Below are 25,007 nucleotides of genomic sequence, written 5' to 3' on the forward strand. Positions count from 1 at the left end.
CGGATGACGAAGAGTTAGGCGGCGGATATCTACGCGAAGCCAACTCCGTCGCAGTGGCGGTTCCACTGTTGTGTCAGCACGGAAGCAATCCGAAGGTGCCGACCTCTCCGCGGCGAGCGCGTCGTGCTGTCGCCGCAGGTGCACGCCCCGCCGCGCCGGGAACGGGTTCGGCGCAAAGCCGTCACCACGGTGGTGCCACATCTTGATCAGCGCGAAAAGAGTCGCTGGGCGGTTTTCCCCGCCTATGGGCTTCTGGCGGCCGCGAGCCAGTCGCTGTTCGTGAACTACGCGTCGGTGACCGGGGACGCCGCGCGGCACTTCGGTGTTTCCGTCAGCGGGATCGGTTGGCTGTCACAGGTTTTCCCGTTGATTTACGCAGTTCTCGCCATCCCGGCGGCGGCGATGCGGACCCGGACTTCGCCCGTCCGGGGACCGGCCAGGCCGACGTCCACGAGCTCGACGGGCGTATCCGGGTCGCGGAAAAAGAACTGCGCGCATGGGCGTCTCCCGAGGTCAGTCTCTTCGGAGAGGTCGCGAGCCGCCTTCGGCCATCCGTGCCTTAGCCTCGGGGCACACGAGGGGCGTGCCGATCCGGCACGTCGCCTGACGACCGTGCGACCTCGACGGGGGGTGAGCAAGATGCCGAAGGGCGGCACCGGAGCGGCCGGGCTCGAGGCGTCCACCGGAGCACGGTTGCGGGAGATCAGGCTCGGCCGCCGGATGTCCTTGTCGGACGTCGCGACGCGGGCAGAGCTCACGAAGGGATTCCTGAGCCAGTTGGAGCGCGGGCTCACCAGCGTCTCGGTCCCGACCTTGCTGCGCATCTGCGACGTGCTGCAGATCGGCGTGGGCGAACTGTTCTCCTACCCGGAGGAGGAGGTTCCGACCGGGGGAAGCCGGATCGACATGGGCGGCGAAGGCGTGGCCGAATACGTCCTCACGCCCGCCGGCAGCACCGCCTTTCAAGTCTTCCGCTCGGTGGTCGAACCCGGCGGGGGGACCGGCGGTCCCTATCGGCTCGAGGGCACGACGATTTTCGCGCTGGGGCTGCGCGGCTCCACCCGCCTGATCGTCGGGGGCGAGACCCGGATGCTGTCCGCTGGCGTGTCCACGTCGTTTTCCGGCGACACATTTCACCAATTCGACAATCCCGGCACGACGGTGAGCGAGATCCTCTGGGTCCTGTCGCCTCCGCTTCTTCGGGCCGCCCGCGAACTGTCCTAGGCGATCTCTTCACCTGAACTTGCTTGGCGGATCGCGGTGGCGTGACAGGTCGCCATGAACTGCTGATGCCGTCGGTGTCTGGCGCCTCAGCCGTCATGGCGTTTCCTCGCGGCCGGAGCCGGGTGCACCGTGCACCGTCCCCCGCGGAAGCAGGTGCTCAGTGTCGTTTTCGCCGCGGTCGTGGCTGACGAGAATGAGGTACGAGGCAACCGTCATGCCTTGGCGCTGAGCGTGAAGCAGGGCAGACACCCCCTAGAAGGAAATCGGGACAGCATGAGGACCGACGGCACGAAATACAGCAACTTCAGCGGCTGGATCGACCGGCCGGACGACGTGCGGCCCGCGCTGGACGGTGAACTCACCTGTGACGTCGCTGTCATCGGCGGCGGCATGGGCGGCATGGCGGCTGCGCTGCGCCTCGCGGAGCGTGACCAGGACGTGGTCCTGCTGGAGGCCGAGTTCTGCGGCTACGGCTCCGCCTCGCGCAACGGCGGCCAGATCGCCGGGGCGCCGGGTGGCGACCTGCGGATGCTCAGCGTCCAGTCCCCGAAGAAGATGCCGGTCATGGTCAAGCTGGCCGAACACGCGGGTCATTACGTGGAAGACCTCATCAAAAGGCACGACATCGACTGCGACTATGTGCCGAATGGCCTGGTGTGGGGTGCGGTCTCGCCCCTCATGATGCTCAGGGTGCGCACTCAGGCGGCGATCCTGCGCTCCTTCGGCGGGCAGGGGACTGTCGGCAGCCGGGAGGAACTCGGCCTCCCCGCCGGCTTCGTGGGCGGGATGCGGGAATCCATCGGCGGGATGCTGAACCCGGGCAAGCTCGCTCGCGGAGTGCGCCGCGCGCTGCTCGCCTCCTCGGCCAGGGTCTTCGAGCAGTCGCGGGTGAGCGATGTCCGGCGGACCGGCCGCATCGTCGAGATCACGACACCGCACGGCACCGTGCGGGCCAACAAGGTGGTGCTCGCGACCAACGTCTACGGCGGTGAGTGGGACATCACGCCCAAGAACCTCGCGACACCGCTGTACGTCATCGAGGCCGAGTCGGAACCCATCGCGCCGGAGCGGCTCGCCGAGCTGGGCTGGACCAGCCGGTCCGGCATCATCACCCAGCACCAGCTGATGACCCACTACCGGCTCACCGAGCGCAACACCATCGTCTGCGGGGTGCGCCAAGCGCAGCGTGGCCAGACTTTTCCGCTCCCGGACCGGGTCCCGGACCCCATTGTCGTGCAGGACATGGGGAAGGACCTGGCGAATCGGTTCCCGTCGCTGTCCGACGTGGCCATCGAGCGGGCCTGGGGCGGGTGGATCGGCATCAGCCCGGACTGGCTGTCGATCGCCGGGCAGGTGGGCGGCAACGTCTTCTACTCGATGGCCTGCAACGGCCACGGCCTCTGTCAGGTGCCGTACGTGGCGCATCAGCTCGCCGACTACATCGTCGACGGCGAGATGCCGGACGACCTCGCCGGCATCTGGTCGGACACCGCGAAGTACTCGCCGTCGATGTCGCTGCTGCTGCAGCCGTTCGTTCTCCGAGCCGTGTGGCGGCTCGACCGGTTCAACGACTTCTTCAACGGCAGCAAGACGCTGGCGCGACGGGTGCTCCGTCGTCGCGGGCGCGGGAACTCCTGAAGCTTTCGGGCGGTGCCTGATCTGTAGCGGGCGGCGTGAGATCGCCGCCCGCTACGGCAAGACCGCCGAGTCGTGCGAAGCAGCCGCCGCCCTCCTGGTGCGGCGGCTGCCCTGTGCGGACAGAACTCAGCGCTCGCGGGTCATCGCGGCCGGATGTCCCGCAGCTGTTTCTTCAGCTCCCCTTTCCGGATCTTTCCCGTGGCGGTTTTCGGCAGGTCGGCGAATTCGAATCGATCGGGAATCTTGAATTTGGCGAGTCTTTCGCGCAGGTGCGCGCGAAGGTCGGATTCTCCGGCCGAATGGCCTGGGCGCAGCGTCACGAACGCCACCGGACGTTCGCCCCAGTGCTCGTGCGGCATGGCGACCACTGCGGCTTCGAAGACCGCGTCGTGCTCCAGCAGCGCCTTCTCGACTTCGATCGAGCTGATGTTCTCTCCGCCGGAGATGATGACGTCTTTCGCGCGATCGCGGATCTCGAGGTAGCCGTCGGGATGCCGGACCGCGAGGTCGCCGGTCCGGAACCAGCCGTCGGCGAACGCCGCGGCCGACGCCTCGGGATCGCGGTAGTAGTGCGAGAACACATTGTTGCCGCGGACGGCGATTTCTCCCATCGAGGCGGCGTCGGCGGGAACGTCGTTGCCGTCGGCGTCCACGACGCGGACCGGCTCGGAAACGATGTTGGCGATGCCTTGCCGGGCGGCGAGCCGATCGCGCTCGGCGTCGGGCAGCTCGTTCCATTCGGCGCGCCATTCGTTGACGACGACCGGACCGTAGGTTTCCGTCATCCCGTAGAGGTGCGTGACGTCGAGGCCGCAAGTGCGCGCGCGTGAGAGCAGCGCCGGAGCCGGCGGTGCTCCGCCGGTGGCCACCCAAACGCGGCGGTCGAGACGGGCGGCGTCATCAGGTTCGGCGGTGATCGTCGACAGCACTGTCGGGGCCGCGCACAGGTGCGTCACCCGGTGCCGGGCGACAGCGGTCCAGACGGTGTCGGCGTCGACTCTTTCCAGGCATACGTGAGCGGCGCCGACCGCGGTCACTGCCCAGGTGAAGCACCAGCCGTTGCAATGGAACATCGGCAATGTCCACAGGTACACCGAGTCCTGCGACATCCTCGAGTGGAACGCCATGGCGAGCGCTTGCACGTAGGCTCCGCGATGGGTGTAGACGACGCCCTTGGGCTTGCCGGTCGTTCCGCTGGTGTAGTTGATCGCGATCGGGCTGTTCTCGGCGGGAAGCTCCGTGCGGCCGGGCTTTGCCGAGGCGAGTGCCGCCTCGTACTCGACGCCCGACACCAGCGCCACGACGGGGGTGCCGGCCAGCTCGATCGCTTCGCGGCCCAAACCTTCGAGTGCTGCGTCGACGATCAGGATCTGGGCGCCGGAATGCGCGAGGATGTACGCGAGTTCCGCGGCGCTCAGGCGTGCGTTCAGCGGGACGAGGACGCCGCCGCTGTACGGGACGCCGTAGTGCGCCTCGAGCATCTCCAGCGTGTTCGGGGCGAGCACCGCCACGCGTCCTCCAGCGGCGAGGCCGAGTTCAGCGAGGGCGCCGGCCAGCTGGCGGGCCCGAGCGTGCAGTTCGGCGTAGGTGTACGCGTCGTCGCCGTTGACGCAGGCCACCCGGTTGGCGTGCACGGCGGCGGCCCGGTCGAGGAACCGAACCGGGCTCAGCTCGGAAAAGTCGTGCCTCATAACGCGATCCGGGCTTCTCGTCGCTCTCCCTTGGCCGCGACGGCGCGCGGCCGCAGGTCGCCCATCGACAGGAGGCCGCGTTCCGCCTCCACGACCGCGGAGGCGGCGTTGACCGCCGCGGCGACCGTGGAAGGGAAGGAGTCCGCGGAGGAACGAAGATCGCTCACCCGCTCCTCGCCGACGATCCGGTAATCGTCGCCTGCCGAGACCTCGTCGCCCGCTGCGAAGAAGCCGAACGTGATCTCCAGATCGATCACCGTTTCGCCGCCCAGCACTCCGCGGGCGGCATGAGCGACGGCCGAGATCTGCCCCGGCTCGATGCGCCGACGGTCGCCCGCTCGCGGCGAGCCGGCGACCACCGCGGGGCTGACCTCTCCCACGTCCACGGAATCGAGATCCCAGCCGAGCCCGTCCGCGAGCGACGCGCCGGCTTGCTCGAAGCCGTAGTGGCCGACGCCCTCGCCGCGAGCCGCCTCGAACTCCTGCTCGGTCAAGCCGAGACAGAACTTCGAGAGAATCGCGCCGTAGCGCGGCATGTTCGCCCGCCTGCGGATCCGCACGCTCTTCGCCCGCTGGGTCAACGCAGTCAGAACGCCTGGGTTCGCTCCGCCGCCCACGACGGTCACGCCATGGGCTTTGGCGGCGTCGTCGAGCATGCGGGCAAGGCCGGGATGACTGCGCCATGGACAGGCGAGCTCTTCGCAGATGCTCAGGACGTTGAACGAACGCTCGAGCAGCGGCACCAGCGTGTCGGCGACCTTGTTCAGCTCCGAGGCGGTCGCGACGACAGCGAGGTCGGCGCTCGGCAGGTCGGCGGGATCGCTCACGACGGAGATGCCGTTCGCCGCGCGGCCGGTCAGGATTCCGAGGTCCTGACCGGCGAGGCGGGGATCGGCGTCCGCCGCTCCGACGACTTCGACCTCGGCGCGTTGCGGCAAGGACGAGGCGATCGCCCGGCCGGCGGAGCCGAGTCCCACAAGGACGGTCCGACTGTTCAACTGCACTCCCTGTCCGCCTGGAATCGGCAGGATCGTCTCCGGGATGTTTAGTATCAGTAAACCCTGGGGAACATCTATCACCCCGGTGTCGACTGCACAAGGGTTCGAGAGCCCCGCTGCGGCAGTTCGGTCGCCGATCCGGTGCGATCCGGACGCAGGGGGTATCTGCTGTCGTTGTGACCGGAGTCGTGGCTGGCGACAGTGAAGCCTCCTCAGCGAGGAGGCAGACATAACAGCTGAGGTGTCGGACGCGGTCGAGGAGTTCGACGTCGTCGTCATCGGCGCGGGCATCTCCGGGATCGGCGCGGCGGCGTATTTCAGCCGGGAGCTGCCCGGAAAATCGCTCGTCGTGTTGGAGGGCCGCGACAACATCGGCGGCACGTGGGATCTTTCCCGCTACCCGGGCATCCGCTCGGACGCGGACCTGCACACCTTCGGCGGATTGGTCCTCTGTGGACGCTCACGGTCGAGGCAGCCGATTCCGTCACGGGATAGACCGCGACGAAGACGGTTCGCGCGGGATGGGTCTTCGCGGCGACCGGGTATTACCGGTACGACAAGGGTTACCCGGCGCATGTCACGGACGTGTTCTACGAGCTGTCGCGTCAGGGGGTGCCGCCGATCCGGCTGCACGATTTGGCCGACGCTGGCGTTGGCGGCGGGGTGGAGATGAAGGTGGTGCAGCGGATGCTGCGACTCTCCTCGATCACCATCGCTTCCGATACCTACACGCCGGTTCTGCCTCAGGTGTCGTCCGCGGCGGCGGAAGCGACGGCGGCGATCATCCCGCGGCAGCCGGCGAGAAGCCTCGGGCTCGCCAACGACCACAATGGACAGTCCAGAACCGGAAGAAAACCTTCCAGAAAACCAAAATCCCCAGGTCGATGAATCTCAAGACCTGGGGAGTGAGGGTGCGCCATCAGGGACTCGAACCCCGAACCCGCTGGTTAAGAGTTCGCTGCCTGACGTGTCGGATGGTGTCGAGTGATGTCGGACCAGACCTTTTCGTATGGTCGCGGGGCTTCGGTGGTGTCGTGGTGTGTCGGCCTGTGTTGTCGTGTGTTGGAGGTCTCGGGCTCGCCTCGGGCTCGCGAATGCCGGATGGTGTCGAATGGTCCAGCCTGGGTCTTGCAACGTGGGCTGGGGTGGTTGTCGTGACCGGGCCGGGTGCTCGGCGTGATCCGGTCGTCTCGGCGGTGAGCATCATGATTGGTGTCGTGGTTGGCCTGACATTTCTCTTTGGCTTCGGGAATGTGCTGGCGCTTGCTCTCCGGCTGCGTGTGCCGGTCTGGGTGGCACCTCTGGTTGCACCGGCGGTGGATGTGACTGTGGTGGCGTTGCTGGTCGCGGTTCGTCGGTTATCGGCGTGCGGGGCTTCGCCTGCGACTGTGCGGTCTGCGCGGCGGTTGCTTGTAGGGGCGAGTGTGGCGACGTTGGCGTTGAACGTGGCTGAGCCGCTGGTTGCTGGCGAGGTCGGCAAGGCGTTGTTTGACGCGGTGGGGCCGTTGTTGCTGATTGGCTGGTCTGAGGTCGGCCCGGGGCTTCTGCAAGCGCTTGTCGACGTGCACGGGGCAGTCGATCCGCGTCTCAGTGCGTCAGTGGCCGTCCACCGTGAGTCCCTATCGAAGGACCCTGGTGGGAGAACAGCTGGGCTGGATCCCGACCTGGTGGAGCAGGCACGACAGGTCGATGCGGAGCATCGTGCGCGGCATCAGCGTCCAGTCTCGGCCGAGGTGCTGCGGAAGGCATTGGGGGTCGGGGCGAAACGCTCCCGCATGTTGACGCGGGTGGTCCGCGCAGAGTGGTGCGACGGGCGTAGTCCGGCGCCGACGGTGATTGCGTGAGCCTAGACGGCGTCCGCTGTCTTGCCCGGTCCCGCGTCTGCGAATTGGGCGTCGAGTCGCCTGGTGAGTGCATCGATCTCGGCTTCGGTGATATCCCTGTCCACGTCGTCGCCTTCGTCCCGTCGTCAGAGTGCGAGCCGTAGAGCAGGTGGCGGCTTTGTTCTCCGTCGAGGAGGTTGTCGGGCGGGTCGTGAGCGAAGCGTGCGCGATCGCGGAGCGTGATGCGAGGCCAGCTGGCAGCTAGCGTGGCTTCCTCGACGGGAGGCTTTGCTCGGATCGCGCGATGGCCCCCTCTTCGATGAGGTTCGGGAGCGCTTCGGCGAATGTGGTTGGCTGCTGCTGTGACGGATTCCAATGCCTTGACGTACTCGGTGATCAACCGTGGGCTCCGACCGTCGCGGGTGGTGATCGTTTTCGACGGGGGCAGTGCATGGACCTACTGGGCACGCCGAGCGCTGTTTCTGGCTAATCAGGTCTGGGGAGGTGTCGGGTTCGCGCTGGTCCCGCACCGAGACGGTGTGGTCGATCCGGCCCTACTGCCCGCCTGTCGCGCCTACGACCCGGACTACGTGGTTGCGTTCGGGCGCACACTTTCCGAGATCGACCATTTCGAGTCCGGGAAGCTTCAGATCCGTGGTGCCGACGGCGCCCCGTTGACCGGCGCAGATCGCGTGGAGGCATTGGCTAGTGCCGCCGGGGAGTCCGGCTCCCCGCCTTCTGAAGCAGATACGCAGGCCCGTGATGTGGTGTCGAGCGTTTGCTCGCCGTACCAGCTCAACAGTGCAGAACCACTGCTCGACGACGTTTTTCTGCTGGACTGCCCATCGCCTTCGTTTCCCGCGGCGATCGATGTCCCCGGAGCTCACCAGGGTCATGTTCTTCAGTGCCCGCCCTCATGGGGCGGCCTGCTTGGAGTGGCGATCGCGTCCAAAGTCGGGATGGTCGAGCCGCCAGACCTCAACGCCACCACGTCGCTGGAAAGCCCGGAGGCGTCGTCGGAGCTGATTCGTTGGTTGCTTGGCCAGCCGGTCGGCCCCCTTCCGCGCGAGTTGCTCTGGTTCCCGAATGACATCGCAACCGGAGTGTTGACTGAGCAGTCTCGACATGCGTTCGACCGGACGATGGCCGGCCTTACCTGGGTCACTTCCCCAGCCCGCCGGGGCAGGATCGACACGGCGGTGCTAGGTGACACCGCCGAGGATTTCGCGCTCGCGCGACTTCGTGACCTGACCTATGGCCGCACGGTCTGGCTGCCGAGCATCGTCGGCACCGAGGACGTCACGCTCGCCTATCCCATCGTCGCAAAGCTGTACGGTTCGGTCGGCAGATCGCGCGGGTGGAAACATGAGGCGCTGACCATCACTTCGGTCTCCCGACCGCACGAAGAATTGACTGACTTTCGCGAACGGTTGGTAGCTAGTACAGCGGGCACATTCCGTGCTGAGTCTGTCGCCGCTGACGGGGTTCACGTGATCCCGGCCGTCGAGGCGGATTGGCCAGGAAGCGGCTTCACCCAAGTCGCGGTGCAAGAGCAGTTCGACGACGTGCTGCCCGTTCCGACATTCACCGATGAGACCGGCACCACCGAAATGGTGGCGCCCCTGCCCGCACCATCGTTGAACGATGCGGCACTCGCAGCCCACAGCGGTCTGTCCTGGCAGGTCGATGTCACCTGGGCAGGCAGTCATTCGATTCGCGGTCGCCGCGTCGTAGCCAGCGAACTGTTCGGCGTCAAGACCCACGAGTGGCTCACGATGGCGCGTGCCAGCCGTAGCGGGATATCCCACCGTGCTGAGCGCTTCGACTTCGTGCCGGCTGGTACTCAAACCGTGAATCAGCTGGCCCGGCCCACACTGCGGAACCTCAGCCTGGCCGGCTACCTCAATGCAAAGGCCGCCGAACACGACATGACCACGCGCATCAGCGACGCCGGGCAGCGCACCGCTCAGCTGACCCGGATGCTTGGCGGCCGCCGTGAATTTGCCGCGCTGTTCGGCGGCCCACTTCTTCCCGCGCTCCGCGACCTCCTGCCGACGACTTCCTCTATCGAAGAGGCCTACCCAGATGGACGTGGTGTCCTATTGCGGGCCGGAGAAGGCGTGCTGAGCTTCGACGGCTTCGTCGACCGCACTGACAGACTGTCCGATCAGGAGCTTCGCGGCGAGCTCGACCGCGCGTTGCGTGCGCGAGTCCTGCGCCGCGGACTGGTGCTGCGCTGTGCCGTCTGCCAGAGCAAGCAGTTTCTGATCATCGACAGGCTTGCCCAGACTTGGCGCTGTGAGCGCTGCGACAGCGGGAACGAGTTGGACCACAGCACCTGGCACCACTCCACGTACGAACCCGCATGGTTCTACGGGTTGCACCCCGTGGCGCAGCATCTGCTCCGGGACCACGGCGACGTGGTCGCGCTGCTGTCAGCTCGTCTGTCTGCGCCGTCGCAGGGCCGTCCTGTGCGGTACCAGGACCTTATGGAATTAGAGTTCATGAAAGACAACGAGCCGCAGGTCGAAGTTGACTTGATCGCCTACCGCGAGGACGCACTCATTGTCGCCGAATGCAAGCACTGCGATGACCTGGGTGGCGGTGTGAAAGCCAAGCGGCGCGCCGAGATCGACAAGAAGTGCCGGGCCGCTGCGTGGGTCCAGGCCGATCAGTTGGTGTTCGCGACCACTGCCTCATCCTGGAAACCGAGCGCAGTCGGGGCGATTAGCGCAGCTGTGCGCGGCTTCGAGGGCTGGTCAGCCTGTAACCGTCCGGTCATACGGCTTATCACCGGTCTGGGAACAAATTCTTCCCACGACGAAGTCATCAGATCTGGTTCCTGACAGCACCTTTTTTGATTCTCGCCCCGCGGACGTGCTAGTTATGCCGCGACTTTGCTAGCACCCCGGCCACCGCGCGGCGCAGCGCGGTGGCAAAGGGATCCGTCAGTTGACGAACTCGTGGGACCACCGTGTTACCAGCTCTAGGACCACCTTGCAGTTCGGTGTCGGTTCAAGAACACGTTCTCGATGACAGTGCCCATGCGTCAGTCTCGTCTAGCCGCGAATGCCCTCTTCTGTCGATGAGCGGCTACTCGATATGTGGCTGGTCGCCCGGTAGCGGACATTATCGGGGAAGTGAACTCTCTTGTGTGTTGTGGATGGCGGCGTTGGCCGGGATCGAGATCCCGAGGCTGTAAAGGCGGAGTTGCCCACAGGAGATGGTCACACTCGGTCACCGCGACGGCTTAGTCGCAACTCGGTCCACGTGCGCAGGAAGTGGCTTTCCATACCACCTGGGTGAGCGCTTCGCACGATGACCTGGTCGTCGCCAGGTGAACGGAACATGGCGAGGACCTCGTCCTCCAGAAGGCAGATCCCGTATTCGCCGCTACCGTCGACGTAGACACCGGCCGGTCGCCCGGCCATCCAGAGCGCGCGTATCCTCCGTCGCAGAACTGCGACGGCCCCGCTGGACAGGATGACTCGTTCTCTCCTTCCGCCGAAGTGGAGAGGCGGATAGGCGATGTCCAGTGCCGCGGGGACGGCTTGGGTGTAGCCGTCCAGCAAGCGATTCGCAGGAATGGTTTCGATCATGGCTGACAGTGCGGCGGGATCGGCGTCGGGTTCGCAAGGCAGATCGAAGGTAGCGTGGAGCAGGGCAGTCAGTCCCGCGAGAGCACCTCGCCGCCGGTGTGCAACGTGCGCTGCGATCTCCAGTCCTCCGCGCGCGTTGTAGATCGTTTGGGCGACGATCTCCCGTAGGTCGATCTCAGGTGCGATCGTCAGCAGTCCTTCGTCGAGTGCCTGTGCGTTCTGGAATGCGGCTTCAACCAGGGCCTTGTGCAGCGGGCTGGTATTGCCGATGAGGTCATCGCCGATCCACTTGACGAGCCGCCGGATCACGTCCGGATCCTCGGTAGGTTCGCCACCGTTGCTCGGCCCGATGACAAGCTGTGGTGGGCGTGTCGCAGTGTCGGCGAGCGATGCGGCGAGCTGCAGTTCGGTCATGGGAACGGCCAGATCGGCGCGCGCCCAGGCCAAAAGCGAACGGATCCGGTTGCGGACAAGCGGGTCTGTCTTCAACTGGTACGCCTTGGCGTATGTCCACAGTCGCGCGAGCCGAAACCCGAGGCGGGTGAACCACTGCGCGCCAAAGGTCGGAATCTTCTCGTCTGGCGCGATGGTGTCGATGACCTTCAACGCGAAATCGGGTGTGTGAGTGCCGATCACGTTTCCTGCGAGCTCGCCACAAGTGTCGGCGAGTCGTGCCGGGTTGGTGAGCAGGTCACGGGTGTAGTCGCCGATGAGGCCCCAGGAGTTGAACACGACCGGGACGGCGTATCGGTCCATGATCGGGCCCGTGCTGCGGTGACGCTGGTCGCTGCGCATGTCGCGCCAACTGCCGGTCCGGTGCCAGCTCACGGTTCCGTGCGATGACAGGAACCGTGTCGCGGCATCGAGTTCAGGCGAGGAAGGATGCCAGCGGTCGCCGCAGCCAAGTTCCGCGACGCGCTTGTGCAGGGGCGAGCGCGTCATCGCGCCGAGGAAGTAGTCCGCTTTCGCGGCGCCGAGGAAGCCTGCCGGATTGACCCGCGCGACGGTGAGTCCGGCAGGCTCGATTGACCCGATGGGGTAGTCGCTGTTCTCCCAGGCGAAGCCGAAACCAGTGACGCCGCCGCGGTCTGCCTCACGCCCGATCAGGTCTAGCGCGCTGCCTAGCAGACATTCCGTCGAGACCGGATCGGCGTGGGGGTCGTGCGGAGTGAACCTCAACGTCATGGTGTCGATATGGCGTGCGGGGATGACGTCCTGCCCCAGGCTCGTCCATCCCAACGGAAGCCGGACAGTGAGTTGCAGGGATTCATCAGCCTCGAGGCAGAGAATTTTCAGCCCGTGCCAGGTGATCAACGACGACAGCGAGTGGTCCAGCAGCGGCGCGTAATCCGTGGAGACCACGACGAAACAAATGTCCGTCCGAGCCGAGAACGGCAAGTGGTTGCGCAGCTCTTGTTCGTAGGCGAGCAGTTCGGTGATCGTCTCTCGCGCGGTGGCTCTGGCTCGCTTGATCTCGAACACCACCACCGACCCTGTTTCCGGTGACACGTAGAGCAGGTCGGCGTACAGCTTTTCAGACCGGTCGAGGGAGATCGACCGCGTGTAGTTGGACACCGGCGTAAGCTTGACCAGCCGGTCGCGCACCATTAACGCGGCATCGGCCACCCGATGAAGGACGATGTCGTCCAGGAGCAACAGCCTCTCGCTTCCCTGCACCTGATCCAGTGCAACGGATTCCACCTCGTCCCAGCCGGCGATGCTGCCGACTAGTCGACCGTCGCCGACCAGCTTGTCTACGAAGCCCTGTAATTCCTTTTCCAGCACCGTTCTCCCCATGTGGTTATGCCCCTTGATGCCCGTCAGCGCGGCAACGCTTGACGGGAAGTTGATCTCCGGCGACGAATGTACTCCGGCAGGTCGCACTTGCTCGACGCTGACGAGGACCTCGCCGACGCGGGCACCGCTTCAGCGGAGCCGCGAACAGTGAACGCCCCGATCCGACGCGTTCGGACGGTTTCGGGGCCGCTCGATCTCGATCACTTCGCAGTCGCCGAACACGTTACGCAACTCCTGCAACCGGACGTCCGTCCAGTACAACGGACGAGTCAGGTAAAGGGCACATCTGATCGCTCACAGCGAAGCGGACAGTCACTGACACTCACCCGAATAGAGCACACCTTCTGGGCGCCGAGACTCGTCGCGGCATCCGCTGATGCTCGGCCTCGGCCGCGGTCGGCGGCTGGTTGCCCTTTCCAGCTGCTGGCTGATGCGTTCCGCTTCCCCCGGATTCCGTGGTGCAGACTTGCACCAGATGTGGCCTTGGCGCTGGTGGGCATCCAGCGCGTCCTTGGGGAAGGTGGGCATCCGTTCCCGGTTGGCGTGGGCGCAGCGTCTGAAGTCCGAACCCGCCGTCGAACAGCGACGCGCTGAAAGCCATTATGGCCTCGCTGCCTGCCACTGCCTCGTCAGGCTCGGAAAGGTGGCTTTCACGCTCGCACAGTCTGTCGCCACGAATTCAGGCGACGACATCACGACCACCTCGGCGGCCGGGTGACAACGTTTCACGCCGAAGGTGCGTCGCAAGCCGAGGGAGGAGGTCGTTGCTGGTCTGCGGATAGGTCGCATGCGTGGTTAGTCTATGGCTGTCTCGATTGGACTGCTTATGGTGTGTTAGTGGCTAACTTAGACCTGCCTTCTCGGATTGTCCTAATAGTGCCGATTTGTCTTATTAGGAAGTCGGCCGGGCATCGCTGCCTGGAATCTTTGGCCGATTTGTAATCTGACGTCGAATGCTCCGTTTGGCGTATTTCCTTAAATTGGTTGATTAGGCAAAGTAATCCCGGGTTCGTCGGGGGCCCAGCGTTTGCGGCTGGTTGCTCTGGGCGAGGGGGATGTCGTGCGTGGTCGGGTTGTGCGCTGGCGCGCTTTTTTCGTTGCGGCGACGGTGGTGCTGGGCACCGCGACAGTGGTCCAGGCCGGTGGCTCGATAGCTGCTGCGGCTGTCCCGGACACCGCGGCGGACGAGGTGACCGCGGCTGCTTATGCCCGCCAGGGCGACAAGCAGGTCGAGGTCGCGTCTGAGACGACCGAGACCACTCAGGTGCTCGCGAATCCCGATGGTTCGTGGACGATGACGCAGTACGTGCATCCCGTGCGGGTGAAGCAGGAGACCGCTTGGGTTCCGGTCGATCCCACGCTGGTTCAGCGGTCTGATGGCACGATCGGGCCGAAGGCCGCCGCGATCGATCTCGCGCTCAATCCAGGCGGGGTTGGTTCCGCGGCGACACCGATTGTGAAGGCTGGCGCGCAGGACAAGGCAGTCGGGCTGAAGTGGACGGCCGACTTGCCGAAGCCGCGTCTGGAGGGCGACACCGCGACTTACCCCGAGGTGCTCCCGGGCGTGGACCTGACGGTGAAGGCGGCGGTCGAGGGCTACACCGAGAACCTGGTCATCAAGACGGCGGACGCGGCGAAGAATCCGAAGTTGCGCGAGATCGCGTTCGGTCTGTACACGAAGAACACCTCCGTTTCCGTCGCGGAAGGCGAGGGCCGCGGCACGCCTGCGCAACCGAAGCCGACCGACGGACTGCAGGTGACGGACGGCTCGGGCAAGGTGCTGTTCGCCGGTGACGCATCTCGAATGTGGGACTCGTCAGGTGCTGGATCGCCTGCGGAGCAACAGCTCGGCGAAGGCGGCGGCCGTCGTGAAGCGGTGATGGGCTTCCAGCTCGCGGCGGACAAAGTCACGATCGCTCCCGACCAGTCGTTCCTGGACGATCCGGCGACGCGCTACCCCGTCTCGCTCGATCCGGACAACTGGTGCACGTCTTGCGGCATCCAGTCCCACGTGGTCGTCCAATCCGGTTACCCGGACGCGCACAACTGGAACGCCTCCACCGGCGACCTCTCCGATCTCAAAGCAGGGTACGAGGATTACGACCGGGCCGGGACGTCACGGTCCTACATCCAGATGAACACCTCCCGGCTGGGCGGCACGGTCATCCACAGCGCGACGCTGAACACGACGGTGCTGCACAGTTACAGTTGCAGCCCACGGCCGACCGGGCTGTGGATCTCGAACCCGGCCGACCCCGGGACGACGTGGAACCTGCAACCTGGCTGGTCCTACCACGTGGCGGACATGAATGTCGCGAACTGCCATGACGCAGGCAACGTAGCGGGCCAGTTCGACGCGACCGGAGCAGCTCGGGACGCGGCGGCGAACTACTGGCAGAGCACCTGGTTCGTGCTCGCGGCCGCCAACGAGGGCGACGGCACCGCGGCGTGGCGCCGGTTCGCGCTGAACCCGTATTTCCAGGTGAACTACAACTCGTACCCGAATCCGCCGGCGAATCTGTCGATGCAGCGCGGCCTCCTGCCGTGTGTCACCGGCCCGAACCGGCCCTGGGTATTCACGAAGACGCCGCAGCTGGCTGGCCAGGTGTCGGACCCGGACGGTGGGACCGTGCTGGCGAAGTTCGGAGTCGCGTTCGGCTCGGTGGGGCACAACGTCTACAGCCACGACAACGGCGCGAATCTCGTCGCCGTTGGCACCGCGGGACCGAATCAGCGCGCGACCGCGCAACTGGCGGCCGTTCCGGCGGGCTGGATCAACGACGACGGTGTCTACAACTGGTCGATGCAGGCGACTGACGGCGAGTTGTGGACCAACTGGGTCGGCAACTGCGAGTTCACTGTGGACTCCAAAGCACCGCACGCACCAAGCGTGGCAATGACCGGCACTCCGCCGGTCAATCAGGGCGACACAGCGGCTTTTTCGGTGCGTGTCGACATGGCGACCGCCGGTCTCTACGACATCGACCACTTCATCTTCACGACCGACGGTTCCGAGCCGCAGGTGCAGGGTTCACTGACCGCACCCGCGACACAGGGCACCGACCCCGGTGGCGCGCTGATCGCGACGACGAACCTCAGCACCACCGCGGTGAACGGCAACCAGAACCTGATCCGCGTCAAGGCCGTCAACAAGGCAGGCACGCCCGGCCCGGTGGCGACATGCGTGGCCGACGGTCATCTGGACGGCCCGTCGTGCTCGTACCACGTGCAGCCGGTGACGCCAGGCACGAACCTGGCCGCCGCGTGGTCGCTGGACGAGACCGGCGGCACCACCGCGGCGGACACCGCATCGGCCACACCGGGCAACAGCGGTATCGCCGTGCACAATGCCACGCGCAACGGCGGAGCGACCTGGTCTTCTGGCTACAACCAGGGCAACAGCTGGTCCCACCCCGATGCGAACGGATACGGCGAGGGCGCGAAGGGAGCCTTGAGCCTCGACGGCACGTCAGGCTTCGCCCAGACCTCGGGTGCAGTGCTGGACACGACGAAGTCGTTCTCGGTCGGCGCGTGGGTGAAACTGACCGACACCACCCACTCCCAGACCGTGCTCGCACAGGACGGCACGCTCACGGACCCGTTCCTGTTGCAGTACAACAAGGAAAGCAACGCGTGGGTCATGCGAATGACCACCGGCGACAACACCGATCTCAACGACGCCAGGGCGATCGCGAGCGGTGTACCGCAGCTGGGCGTCTGGACTCACTTGGCCGCGACCTACGACGCGAAGACGAACATCGCCACGCTGTACGTCAACGGTGTCAAGCAAGGGACAGTCGCAGCGCACCCGTGGGCCGCGACCGGGCCGATGCTGATCGGCGCCAGCAAGTGGAACGGCAGCAGGATCGACTACTTCCACGGCCAGATCGACGACGCCCAGGTGTGGCAGCGAGTGCTGTCGGCCGCGGATGTGCACGACTTCGCCAATGTCGGCGTGCTGGTCGCCGCGTATGGCCTCGCTGAGGGATGCGGGCCCGAGCTGACGAGCACGACCTCACGCGTGCCCTCCCAGCAGGTGAACTGGCAGCTCGACGAAACCGCGGGCGCGGTGGGACACGACACCAGCTCGTTCGGCAACGACGTGAGCATGTCCGGCGGCTATAGCTGGGTGCCGGGCCACACTGGCGGCGCGGTGCACTTCGACGGTGCGACCGGAACTGGCACGTCGTCCGGACCGGTCGTGAACACCGCCGGTTCGTACACCGTGTCAGCGTGGGTCAAACCTGACGACCTCAACAGCACTCAGACGGTGCTGACGCAACCGGGCAGTCACGCCGAAAACTTCGTGCTGCGCTACGCGAAGGACGTCGGGCACTGGGTCTTCGGCGTCAACTCCGCGGACAACGCTGTCGCGACCATGCAGTGGGCAGTCGGGACGAGCACACCGTCGGCCTCGACGTGGACGATGCTCTCCGTCGTGTTCGACACCGATACCAAGCAAGCACGGCTCTACGTCGACGGCAAACGCGAAGCAACTGTCAGCGCACCTGTGGCCTGGGGAGCGACCGGCAACGCGGTCCTCGGGGCTGAATCAGGCGCTGTGAACCTGTTCAAGGGAGCCGTCGACCGGGTCGGGGTCTGGGCGACCGGGCTCAACGACGACCAGATCGCGGCGATGGCGGGCTACAGCTACTACGAGTCGGTCGGGCAACGGGCAAGCAGCGCATCCGGCGGCGTCCAGCTCACCGCAACTCCCGACGCCGGTGGCAATCCCACCGCCTGTGCCGCGCAGTTCGACAACTCTTGGAGCGGTCAGGTCGACGTGCCGAAGCCGGCGAACTTCCGCACGGACAAGTCCTTCACCGTGGAAGCGTGGGTCAGCCACACCTGGACCGCCGCCGACGTGTCCGCCGTCGGCGCGGTCGACCCATACGCCCGGGCTGTGGCAGGAGGGAACGACGCGCAGTACTCGCCGTTCCTGCTCGGCTATCGCGCCGTGGCCGACAGCGCGGGGAAACTGCACGGGAAGTGGAGTTTCCTGCTTTCCACGTCGGCGACCAGCGACGGTGCCTGGTACGCGCTCAGCGACGCGGACGTCGCCGACAACACCTGGACACACCTGGCGGTCTCCTACGACGCCACGACCCACATGGTCACGCTGTACGTCAACGACGTGAAGCAGAACTTTTTCCTCAACACCCAGGACGGCAGCGGAGTTTCCGGCCGCGACGGCAGCGGCGGCCTGTTCCTCGGCCGCGGAATCTGGGGCGGCAACCGCTCGGACGAGTGGTACGGACGGCTGGCGGGCGTCCGCGTGTACTCCGGCGTCCGCGGTGCCGCCGTCGTCGGCAACGACTTCACCAAAGACGACCCGCGCCTGCTGTTCCGAGGCTGACTTCCTTCCGTGACGCAACTTTCGAGGCTTGGGGACAGGTTGACCATGCGTGGACACATTCGGATGAGACGGTGGACCAAGGTCACGGCCGGTGCGGTCGTGGTGGTGCTGACGGCCGCGGCGCAGCAGGCGGTGTCCACCGGGGCCGCGAATGCCGCCAGCGGGTGGCACGGCCTCGGTTGGGACCTTCCCGCCGCACAGCAAGCAAAATCAGTTCCCGGCAAGGACGGCGGTCTCGCGGCTCACCCGGCCCCATCCCCGTCCGCGCCACTGCCGGCAGTGTCCTGGCCCCATGCGTCCACAGTGGATATCAATCTGCCGGAAACCGGTGCCGCAAAGCCGGTTTCGGGGAGCACACCCCCGGCAACGGTAAGCCGTGCGGCCCGCAGTGGCCACGGTTCGGGCAAACTCCGGATTGAAATGCTCGACCGTGCCGCGACGGAGCGCGCAGGCATTAGCGGTACGCTGCTGAAGTTGTCGCCGGTCGAAGGCGACACGGCCGGTCCGCTCGACGTCTCGCTCGACTACCGCTCCTTCTCCGGGGCCTACGGAGCCGATTACGGCTCGCGGCTGCGGCTCGTGCAGTACCCCACATGCATTCTCGCCACGCCAGATCAGCCGCGGTGCCAGGTGAAAACGCCGTTGCCATCGGCCAACGACACCAAGACGGGCCGAGTCTCCGGCCAGGCCGCTTTCGCACAGCAGAACACGGCAATGGTGGTGGCCGCGGAAGCCGACGACAAGGGCGACGGCGGGGACTTCAAGGCCACTGACCTCAAACCAGCGGGTTCATGGAGTTCCGGCGGCTCGACCGGGGCGTTCACCTACTCCTACCCGCTCACCCTTCCCGCCGGACCCCAGGGCAAGGGACCAGGTCTGAGCCTGGACTACTCGTCCGACACCGTTGACGGCCTGACCTCCGCCACCAACAACCAAGCCTCTCCGGTCGGCGACGGCTGGACGCTTTCGGGCGGCGGATACATCGAACGGTCCTACCGGTCCTGCGCCGATGACCTGGGCGGAAACAACGGCCAGAACAAGCAGAACGGCGACCTGTGCTGGTTCTCCGACAACGCCACCCTGTCCTTCGGCGGCGCCAACGACATGCTGGTCAAGGACAAGGACTCGGCGAACAGTTGGCACACGAAAATCGACAAGGGCTCGAAGATCGAGAAGATCACCGGTGCCGCCAACGGCACGCAGGGCGGCGAGGCGTGGAAATTGACCACGATCGACGGCACCCAGTACTACTTCGGGCTCAACCACCTGCCCGGCTGGCAAAACGGCAATGCCGAGACGCACTCGGCCTGGACCGAACCCGTCTACGGCAACAACCCGGGCGAACCGTGCTACCACTCGGCATTCGCTGATTCGCTGTGCGGCAACCAAGCGTGGCGCTGGAACCTCGACTATTCTGTCGACACCCACGGCAACGCCACCGTCTACTACTACGACAGCGAAAACAACGCCTACGCCGTCAACAACAACACCGCAGCCCCGACCGCGTACGTGCGCGGCGGCTATCTTTCCCGGATCGAATACGGTTTCAACACCCGTGTCGCCGGTGTCTACTCGACAGCGCCGGCACGAGTTCTCTTCGACACCGCCGAACGGTGCCTGCCGAACTCGTCCTTCACCTGCGACCCGGCACAGCTGACCAAAGCCAACGCAACCCACTGGCCAGACGTGCCGTTCGACCGAATCTGCACCGTAGGAACCACGTGCCTCAACGCCTCGCCCACGTTCTTCAGCCGCAAGCGCTACACCGCAGTGACCGGGCAGGTCACTGACGGCAACGGCGGCTGGAGACCGGTCGTCTCCTGGGCACTCGGGCAGTCCTACCCGGCCACGGGCGACGGGGGCAGTCCGGCGCTGTGGCTCGACTCGATCACCCAGACCGGCCTGGCCAACACGTCCAGCACGCAGCCGGCGATCTCGCTGCCGCCGACGCTGTTCCACGGCGTTCCCAAAGCCAACCGCGTCGACGCCACCCACGGCTACACCGCGCTTACCCGCCAGCGGATCGATGCGATCACCAGCTCGACCGGCGGCGTCACCAGCGTGAAGTACGCCGAACCCGAATGCGTCACGGGCACGAAAATGCCCGAGTCCCCGGAAAGCAACACGTTCGCCTGCTACCCCGTCTACTGGACTCCCGGAGGGCTGGACGACCCGATTCTCGACTGGTTCAACAAATACCCGGTCACCGAAGTCAAAGAGGACGGCCGGACCGCGTTGTCCCAGCAGATCGTCACGCACTACGACTATCTCGGCGGTGCTGCCTGGCACCATGAGGACAACCCGCTCATCAACCCGAAGTACCGGACCTGGTCGCAATTCCGCGGATACGGCGACGTCAAGACGACCAAAGGCGCCGCTGCTGGTGACCCGTCCGGTCCGCAGACGATCAGCGACACCCGGTATCTGCGCGGAATGGACGGCGACACACTGCCCGGAGGGGGACGCCGAAGTGTCTCGGTGCCCAGCTACTGGGGCGAAAACGTCACCGATCTGGACCAGTACGCCGGATTCACCCGGGAAAGCCTCACCTACCTCGACGGTCGCGTGATCGTGGACCACCTGAGCGACCCCTGGCGCAGCCCGGCCGCCACCGCGACCGACACCGACGGGTTCCAGTCCTTCTACACCGGCACCGCGGTCGACCGGTCCCGGGTCTGGAGCGACTCCGCACAGCAATGGCAGGCCAGCCGTACGACCACGACCTACGGCGACTACGGCCTGGCCACCGCGACCGAAACAGTCGGCGCCTTCAACGGAACCACGCCGGATCCGGCACAAAGCACCTGCACCAAGACGACCTATCTGGCCAACACCGGCGCCTGGCTGCTCAACTCCGTGCAGCGCGAAACCAAATTCGCCGCTACGTGCGCCGCCGCACCCAGTGCGGCGACCATCGTCTCGGACACCAAGCACTCCTACGACTCCCAGCCCTACGGAACACCTCCGACCATCGGAGACGTCACCCAATCCGACGAGCTGGACACGTGGCCGGCCGGGGGAGCGGAGACCTTCCGCAGCCCGGACAGCACCACGACGTTCGACGAGTACGGCCGCAGCCTGAAGGTGACCGACCACCGCGGCCGCGCGACCACCACGTCCTACACACCCCGCACCGGCGGGCCCGTCACGCAGATGGCCACGACCACTCCGCCGGTCAGCGCGACCGACTCCAGAACGTTCACCTCGACCAAAGTGATCGACCCGGTATCCGGGTCGATTCTGTCCGAGACCGACAACAGCGGTCTGCGCACCGACGCCACGTACGACCCGCTCGGCCGCATCACCGCAGTCTGGGCACCCGGGCAGGACAAAACCCGCAACGCTCCGGCGACCACGACCTACCAGTACTTCGTCACCGCGGATGCCGGGAAAATCAGCTACGTCGCTACGGCCGCGTTGCTCTCCAACGCGCACTACTCCACGAGCTACTCGCTCGTCGACGGGCTCGGTCGCACCGTGCAGACGCAAGGTCCGACGCCGTATGCGCAAGGCGGACGGCTCCTGACGGACAAACTCTATGACTCCCAGGGCCGGGTCTACATCTCTCACAACAACTATTGGAACGGCGACTCCGGCCCGGACAAGACGTTGCACGTCGTACAGGACAACGCTGTCCCGAACGGCACCGTCACCACCTACGACAGCGCCGGCCGCGCCGTCGCGGCCGCGTACGTTCACGACGGCACCGAACAATGGCGCACGACCACCGTTTACGACGGTCAGCGGACCGTCACCATCCCGCCTGTCGGAGGCACCGCTGTCGGCACGGTGACCAACGGCCTCGGGCAAAACGTCCGCACCCTGCAGTACCACGATCGCGACCACACCGGCGCGAACGACCCAGCGGACGTCACCAGCTACACCTACGCGCCGAACGGCCAGTTGGCGACCATCACCGACGCCACCGGCAAGAACACCTGGACGACTACCTACGACCTGCACGGTCATCAGGCCAGCTCCACCGATCCCGACACTGGGACCACGACCTACACCTACGACGACGCCGACCAGTTGGCGACAACCACCGACGCCGAGCACCGCACGCTCGCCTTCACCTACGACAACCTCGGACGCAAGACCGCCGAATACCAGGACTCGCCCAGCGGTACGAAGCTGGCCGGCTGGACCTACGACACGGTCCTGCCCGGCAAACCGACCGGCTCCACTCGCTACACCGACGGCCGCGCCTACTCGACGGCCGTGACGGGCTACGACACTGCCGGCCGGGCGACCGGGACTCGCTACACCATTCCCAACTTCGAAACCGGTCTCGGCGGGACGTACAGCTTCGCCACCGCGTACGACCCGCTCAGCGGCGCCGTCGCGAACACCACCAGCCCCGGCAAGGGCGGCCTGCCGCAGGAAACGATCTTCCACGACTACGGGCCCCTCGGTCAGCCCACCGGCCTGCGCTCCTCGTCGACTTCGGGCACCTCGCTGTACCTGGTGTCCAATACCCAGTACAACACTCAAGCCCAGGTCATGCGCCTGGACTTCCAGGATCCCGCCAGCCCTTACCAGGTCTCGATCCACAACGACTACGACGACGGCACCAGCCGGCTCACCGGAACTCTCGTGCAGCGCGCCACCGCGACCGCTCACGACATCGGCAACCGCACCTACAACTACCTGCCGGCCGGAAATCTCGCCAAGCTGGCCGACACTCCGCAAGACGGCACCGCCGACGTCCAGTGCTTCCGCTACGACAGCCGCCGGCGCCTCACCACCGCCTGGACCCCGGCTTCCGCGGACTGCGCACCTGACCCGGCTGCCAACGCACTGGGCGGCGCGGCACCGTACTGGACGTCGTGGGCATTCGACGTCGCCGACAACCGCGTCCAGCAGGTCCAGCACTCGACCGGCGGCGACGCGACCACCACAACGACCTACCCGAACCCCGGCGCGGCCTCGCCCCACGCACCGCAGACAGTGACCCGGGTCAGCGGCAACACCACCAGTGCCAGCGCCGCCGGCTACGACAACACCGGCCGCACCAAGACCCGCGGCCCGGCGGGAGCAGGCCAGACCCTCACCTACGACGCGGAAGGACGCATCGCCTCGATCGCCGAGGCGGACGGCAAAACCAGCACCTACGTCTACGACGCCGACGGCAACCGCCTCATCACCCGCGACCCGTCCGGCGTGACATTGACCGTCGGCGACACCGAACTCCACGTCGCCGCAGGCAGCACCACTCCGGTCGGAACCCGCTATTACACCTATAACGGCCAGCCCGTCGCCGAACGCAGCGCCCTCACCGGGGTGTCGTGGCTAATCACAGACAACCAAGGCACTGCGTACGCCACAGTGGACGCGGCGAACCTGACCGTGCACAAGCGGTACCAGGATCCCTACGGCGTTCCCCGCGGAACGCCGGACGGCCCCTGGTCCGACAACCACGGCTTCCTCGGCGGCTACCAGAACACCACCGGCCTCACCCACCTCGGCGCACGCGACTACGACCCGGCCACCGGGACGTTCGTGACGCCGGACCCGGTCCTGGACCCGACGAACCCGCTGCACCTCAACGCCTACACCTACGGCTTCGACAACCCGCTCGCCAACACCGACCCGACCGGCCTCGAACCGATGCTTGGCGAGTGCGCGGACAAAAACATGGACGGTGCTGCCTCGCTCGCTTGCAGGAACTGGGGCTACACCGCGAGCACTGGGAGTGCGTCGAGCGACGCGTTCTACGGCAAATACCGGCGCTCTTCGATCCAGATGTGCAACTGGAGCCGCCACTGCCTGACGGAGAACCGTGGCGTCACCGAACGAGGCAGCAAACCGCCGACCCGGGAACGAGCCCTGAAGATCTACCGCGACTTCCATTACGAGGGAATGACGATCAAGGAGATCCTGCAGGTCGGTTGGCAGATGACCGGAATCCCCGACGCCATCGACTGCTTCACCGAGGGTGCGGCGGGCTCGTGCGTGGCCACCCTCGCCTCCCTTATACCGATAGGCAAGGGAGCCAAGGCGATCGAGGCGCTCGCAGAGTCCGCCCGCTTCGCCGAAGCGGCACGAGCCATCCACGTCGTGGACGACGTCGCCAAGGACGAGAGCAAGGCCGCTGAAGGGGCGATCACCCCCGGGATCTCCTGTCCGATCGCGCACAGTTTCACCGGCGACACCCTGGTACTGCTAGCTGACGGCTTGACCAAACCGATCTCCGAGATCAAGGTCGGCGACATAGTGGCCGACAGCGACCCGACGACAGGTCGCGCGGAGCAGCATCCGGTGACAGCGGTCCATGTGACCAGCGACGACAGTGACCGGGTCGAACTCGACCTCGCCGACGCCGACGGGCATCCGCTGCGAACGACCGAGCACCATCAAATCTGGGAGCTCCGGACGAAACACTGGGTCGAAGCCGGGCAGTTGCAGCCGGGTGATCAGGTGTCTACTCCTAGCGGGCCTATAACGATCCGGCGTGTCGCGCGATATCGAGGCTTCGGGTTGACCTACGACCTCACTGTCGAAAGCTTGCACGCGTACTATGTGCTGGCTGGGGATGCCCCGCTGCTTGTCCACAACAGCGGCCTGTGCCCAACCATCGATGACAGTCACATCGTGAACAACCACACGCCGGAGGGGATGTACTCAACAGACCGTTCGAAGACGGAATGGTTGCCTGAGACCTCGCAGGCGTCACGTGCGGCTATCATCGAGGATGTACTGCAGCGCGGCCGGGTCGTGACCGACACGCGGAACCGCGACGGAATTGTCAAGGAATTCACGTACGAGGAGCCAATTGGCTACGCGCGAGATGCAAGGAGGACGCCGCTCCATACGATGCGAGTCTATTACGACCCCGAAACCAATCATGTGCGTAATGCATTTCCTGTCTGATGAGGTCC

At 65.9% G+C, this 25,007-nt stretch carries 11 protein-coding genes; 8 read left to right on the plus strand and 3 right to left on the minus strand.

Annotated elements, in window-relative coordinates; translation table 11 throughout:
- Positions 1–123 precede the first annotated feature (123 nt).
- Together F9C12_RS34560 and F9C12_RS34565 are read left to right on the plus strand one after the other, a co-directional pair.
- Positions 124–1,224, plus strand: coding sequence for a helix-turn-helix domain-containing protein (locus F9C12_RS34560; RefSeq protein WP_409463211.1), 1,101 nt, complete (start codon positions 124–126; stop codon positions 1,222–1,224).
- 273 nt (positions 1,225–1,497) lie between these two features.
- Complete coding sequence (locus F9C12_RS34565; RefSeq protein WP_409463212.1) at positions 1,498–2,862, plus strand: NAD(P)/FAD-dependent oxidoreductase; 1,365 nt, start codon at positions 1,498–1,500, stop codon at positions 2,860–2,862.
- A 140-nt stretch (positions 2,863–3,002) separates the two neighbouring features.
- On the opposite strand, the gene F9C12_RS34570 is transcribed toward F9C12_RS34565, so the two are convergent.
- Together F9C12_RS34570 and F9C12_RS34575 are read right to left on the minus strand one after the other, a co-directional pair.
- Entirely contained in the window at positions 3,003–4,553 is a 1,551-nt protein-coding gene (locus tag F9C12_RS34570; RefSeq protein WP_409463213.1) for an acyl--CoA ligase family protein, read from the minus strand.
- The gene (locus tag F9C12_RS34575; RefSeq protein ID WP_409463214.1) at positions 4,550–5,923 is read right to left on the minus strand and encodes a hypothetical protein; all 1,374 of its coding nucleotides are present in this window, start codon (positions 5,921–5,923) and stop codon (positions 4,550–4,552) included. Before F9C12_RS34575 ends, F9C12_RS34570 begins: the two co-directional genes overlap by 4 nt.
- Here F9C12_RS34575 and F9C12_RS34580 point away from each other — a divergent pair.
- From F9C12_RS34580 to F9C12_RS34595, 4 genes are all read left to right on the plus strand, one after another.
- Positions 5,850–6,224 carry a hypothetical protein gene (locus tag F9C12_RS34580; protein ID WP_409467122.1) on the plus strand — a complete coding sequence of 125 codons (375 nt, stop codon included), beginning with the start codon at positions 5,850–5,852 and terminating at the stop codon, positions 6,222–6,224. The two genes, F9C12_RS34575 and F9C12_RS34580, sit on opposite strands and share 74 nt — an antisense overlap.
- Positions 6,137–6,439 carry a hypothetical protein gene (locus F9C12_RS34585; RefSeq protein WP_409467170.1) on the plus strand — a complete coding sequence of 101 codons (303 nt, stop codon included), beginning with the start codon at positions 6,137–6,139 and terminating at the stop codon, positions 6,437–6,439. Before F9C12_RS34580 ends, F9C12_RS34585 begins: the two co-directional genes overlap by 88 nt.
- Before the next feature lie 266 nt (positions 6,440–6,705).
- A complete protein-coding gene (locus F9C12_RS34590) occupies positions 6,706–7,395 on the plus strand; it encodes a hypothetical protein (protein WP_409463215.1) in 690 nt (229 codons plus the stop codon).
- A gap of 404 nt (positions 7,396–7,799) precedes the next feature.
- On the plus strand, positions 7,800–10,220 hold the full coding sequence (locus F9C12_RS34595; RefSeq protein WP_409463216.1) for a hypothetical protein: 2,421 nt from the start codon (positions 7,800–7,802) through the stop codon (positions 10,218–10,220).
- A 381-nt stretch (positions 10,221–10,601) separates the two neighbouring features.
- Here F9C12_RS34595 and F9C12_RS34600 read toward each other — a convergent pair whose 3' ends face one another.
- A complete protein-coding gene (locus F9C12_RS34600; protein WP_409463217.1) occupies positions 10,602–12,857 on the minus strand; it encodes a hypothetical protein in 2,256 nt (751 codons plus the stop codon).
- Positions 12,858–13,830: 973 nt separating this feature from the next.
- On the opposite strand from F9C12_RS34600, the gene F9C12_RS34605 reads away from it, so the two are divergent.
- Positions 13,831–18,126: a LamG-like jellyroll fold domain-containing protein gene (locus F9C12_RS34605; RefSeq protein ID WP_409463218.1), complete on the plus strand. Its 4,296-nt coding sequence runs from the start codon at positions 13,831–13,833 to the stop codon at positions 18,124–18,126.
- Positions 18,127–18,600: 474 nt separating this feature from the next.
- Positions 18,601–24,999, plus strand: a complete 6,399-nt coding sequence (locus F9C12_RS34610; RefSeq protein WP_409463219.1) for an RHS repeat-associated core domain-containing protein — start codon at positions 18,601–18,603, stop codon at positions 24,997–24,999.
- Positions 25,000–25,007: the final 8 nt, after the last annotated feature.

The organism is Amycolatopsis sp. GA6-003, from assembly GCF_046267895.1.
Lineage (GTDB): Bacteria > Actinomycetota > Actinomycetes > Mycobacteriales > Pseudonocardiaceae > Amycolatopsis.

Coding starts and splice junctions, on each gene's coding strand:
- F9C12_RS34575 (WP_409463214.1), bottom strand. CDS start 5,923: ATGTTGTCGCGGCCCTCCAACACGACGAGCGATTTTCCGGGCAGCTCC.
- F9C12_RS34565 (WP_409463212.1), top strand. CDS start 1,498: ATGAGGACCGACGGCACGAAATACAGCAACTTCAGCGGCTGGATCGAC.
- F9C12_RS34570 (WP_409463213.1), bottom strand. CDS start 4,553: ATGAGGCACGACTTTTCCGAGCTGAGCCCGGTTCGGTTCCTCGACCGG.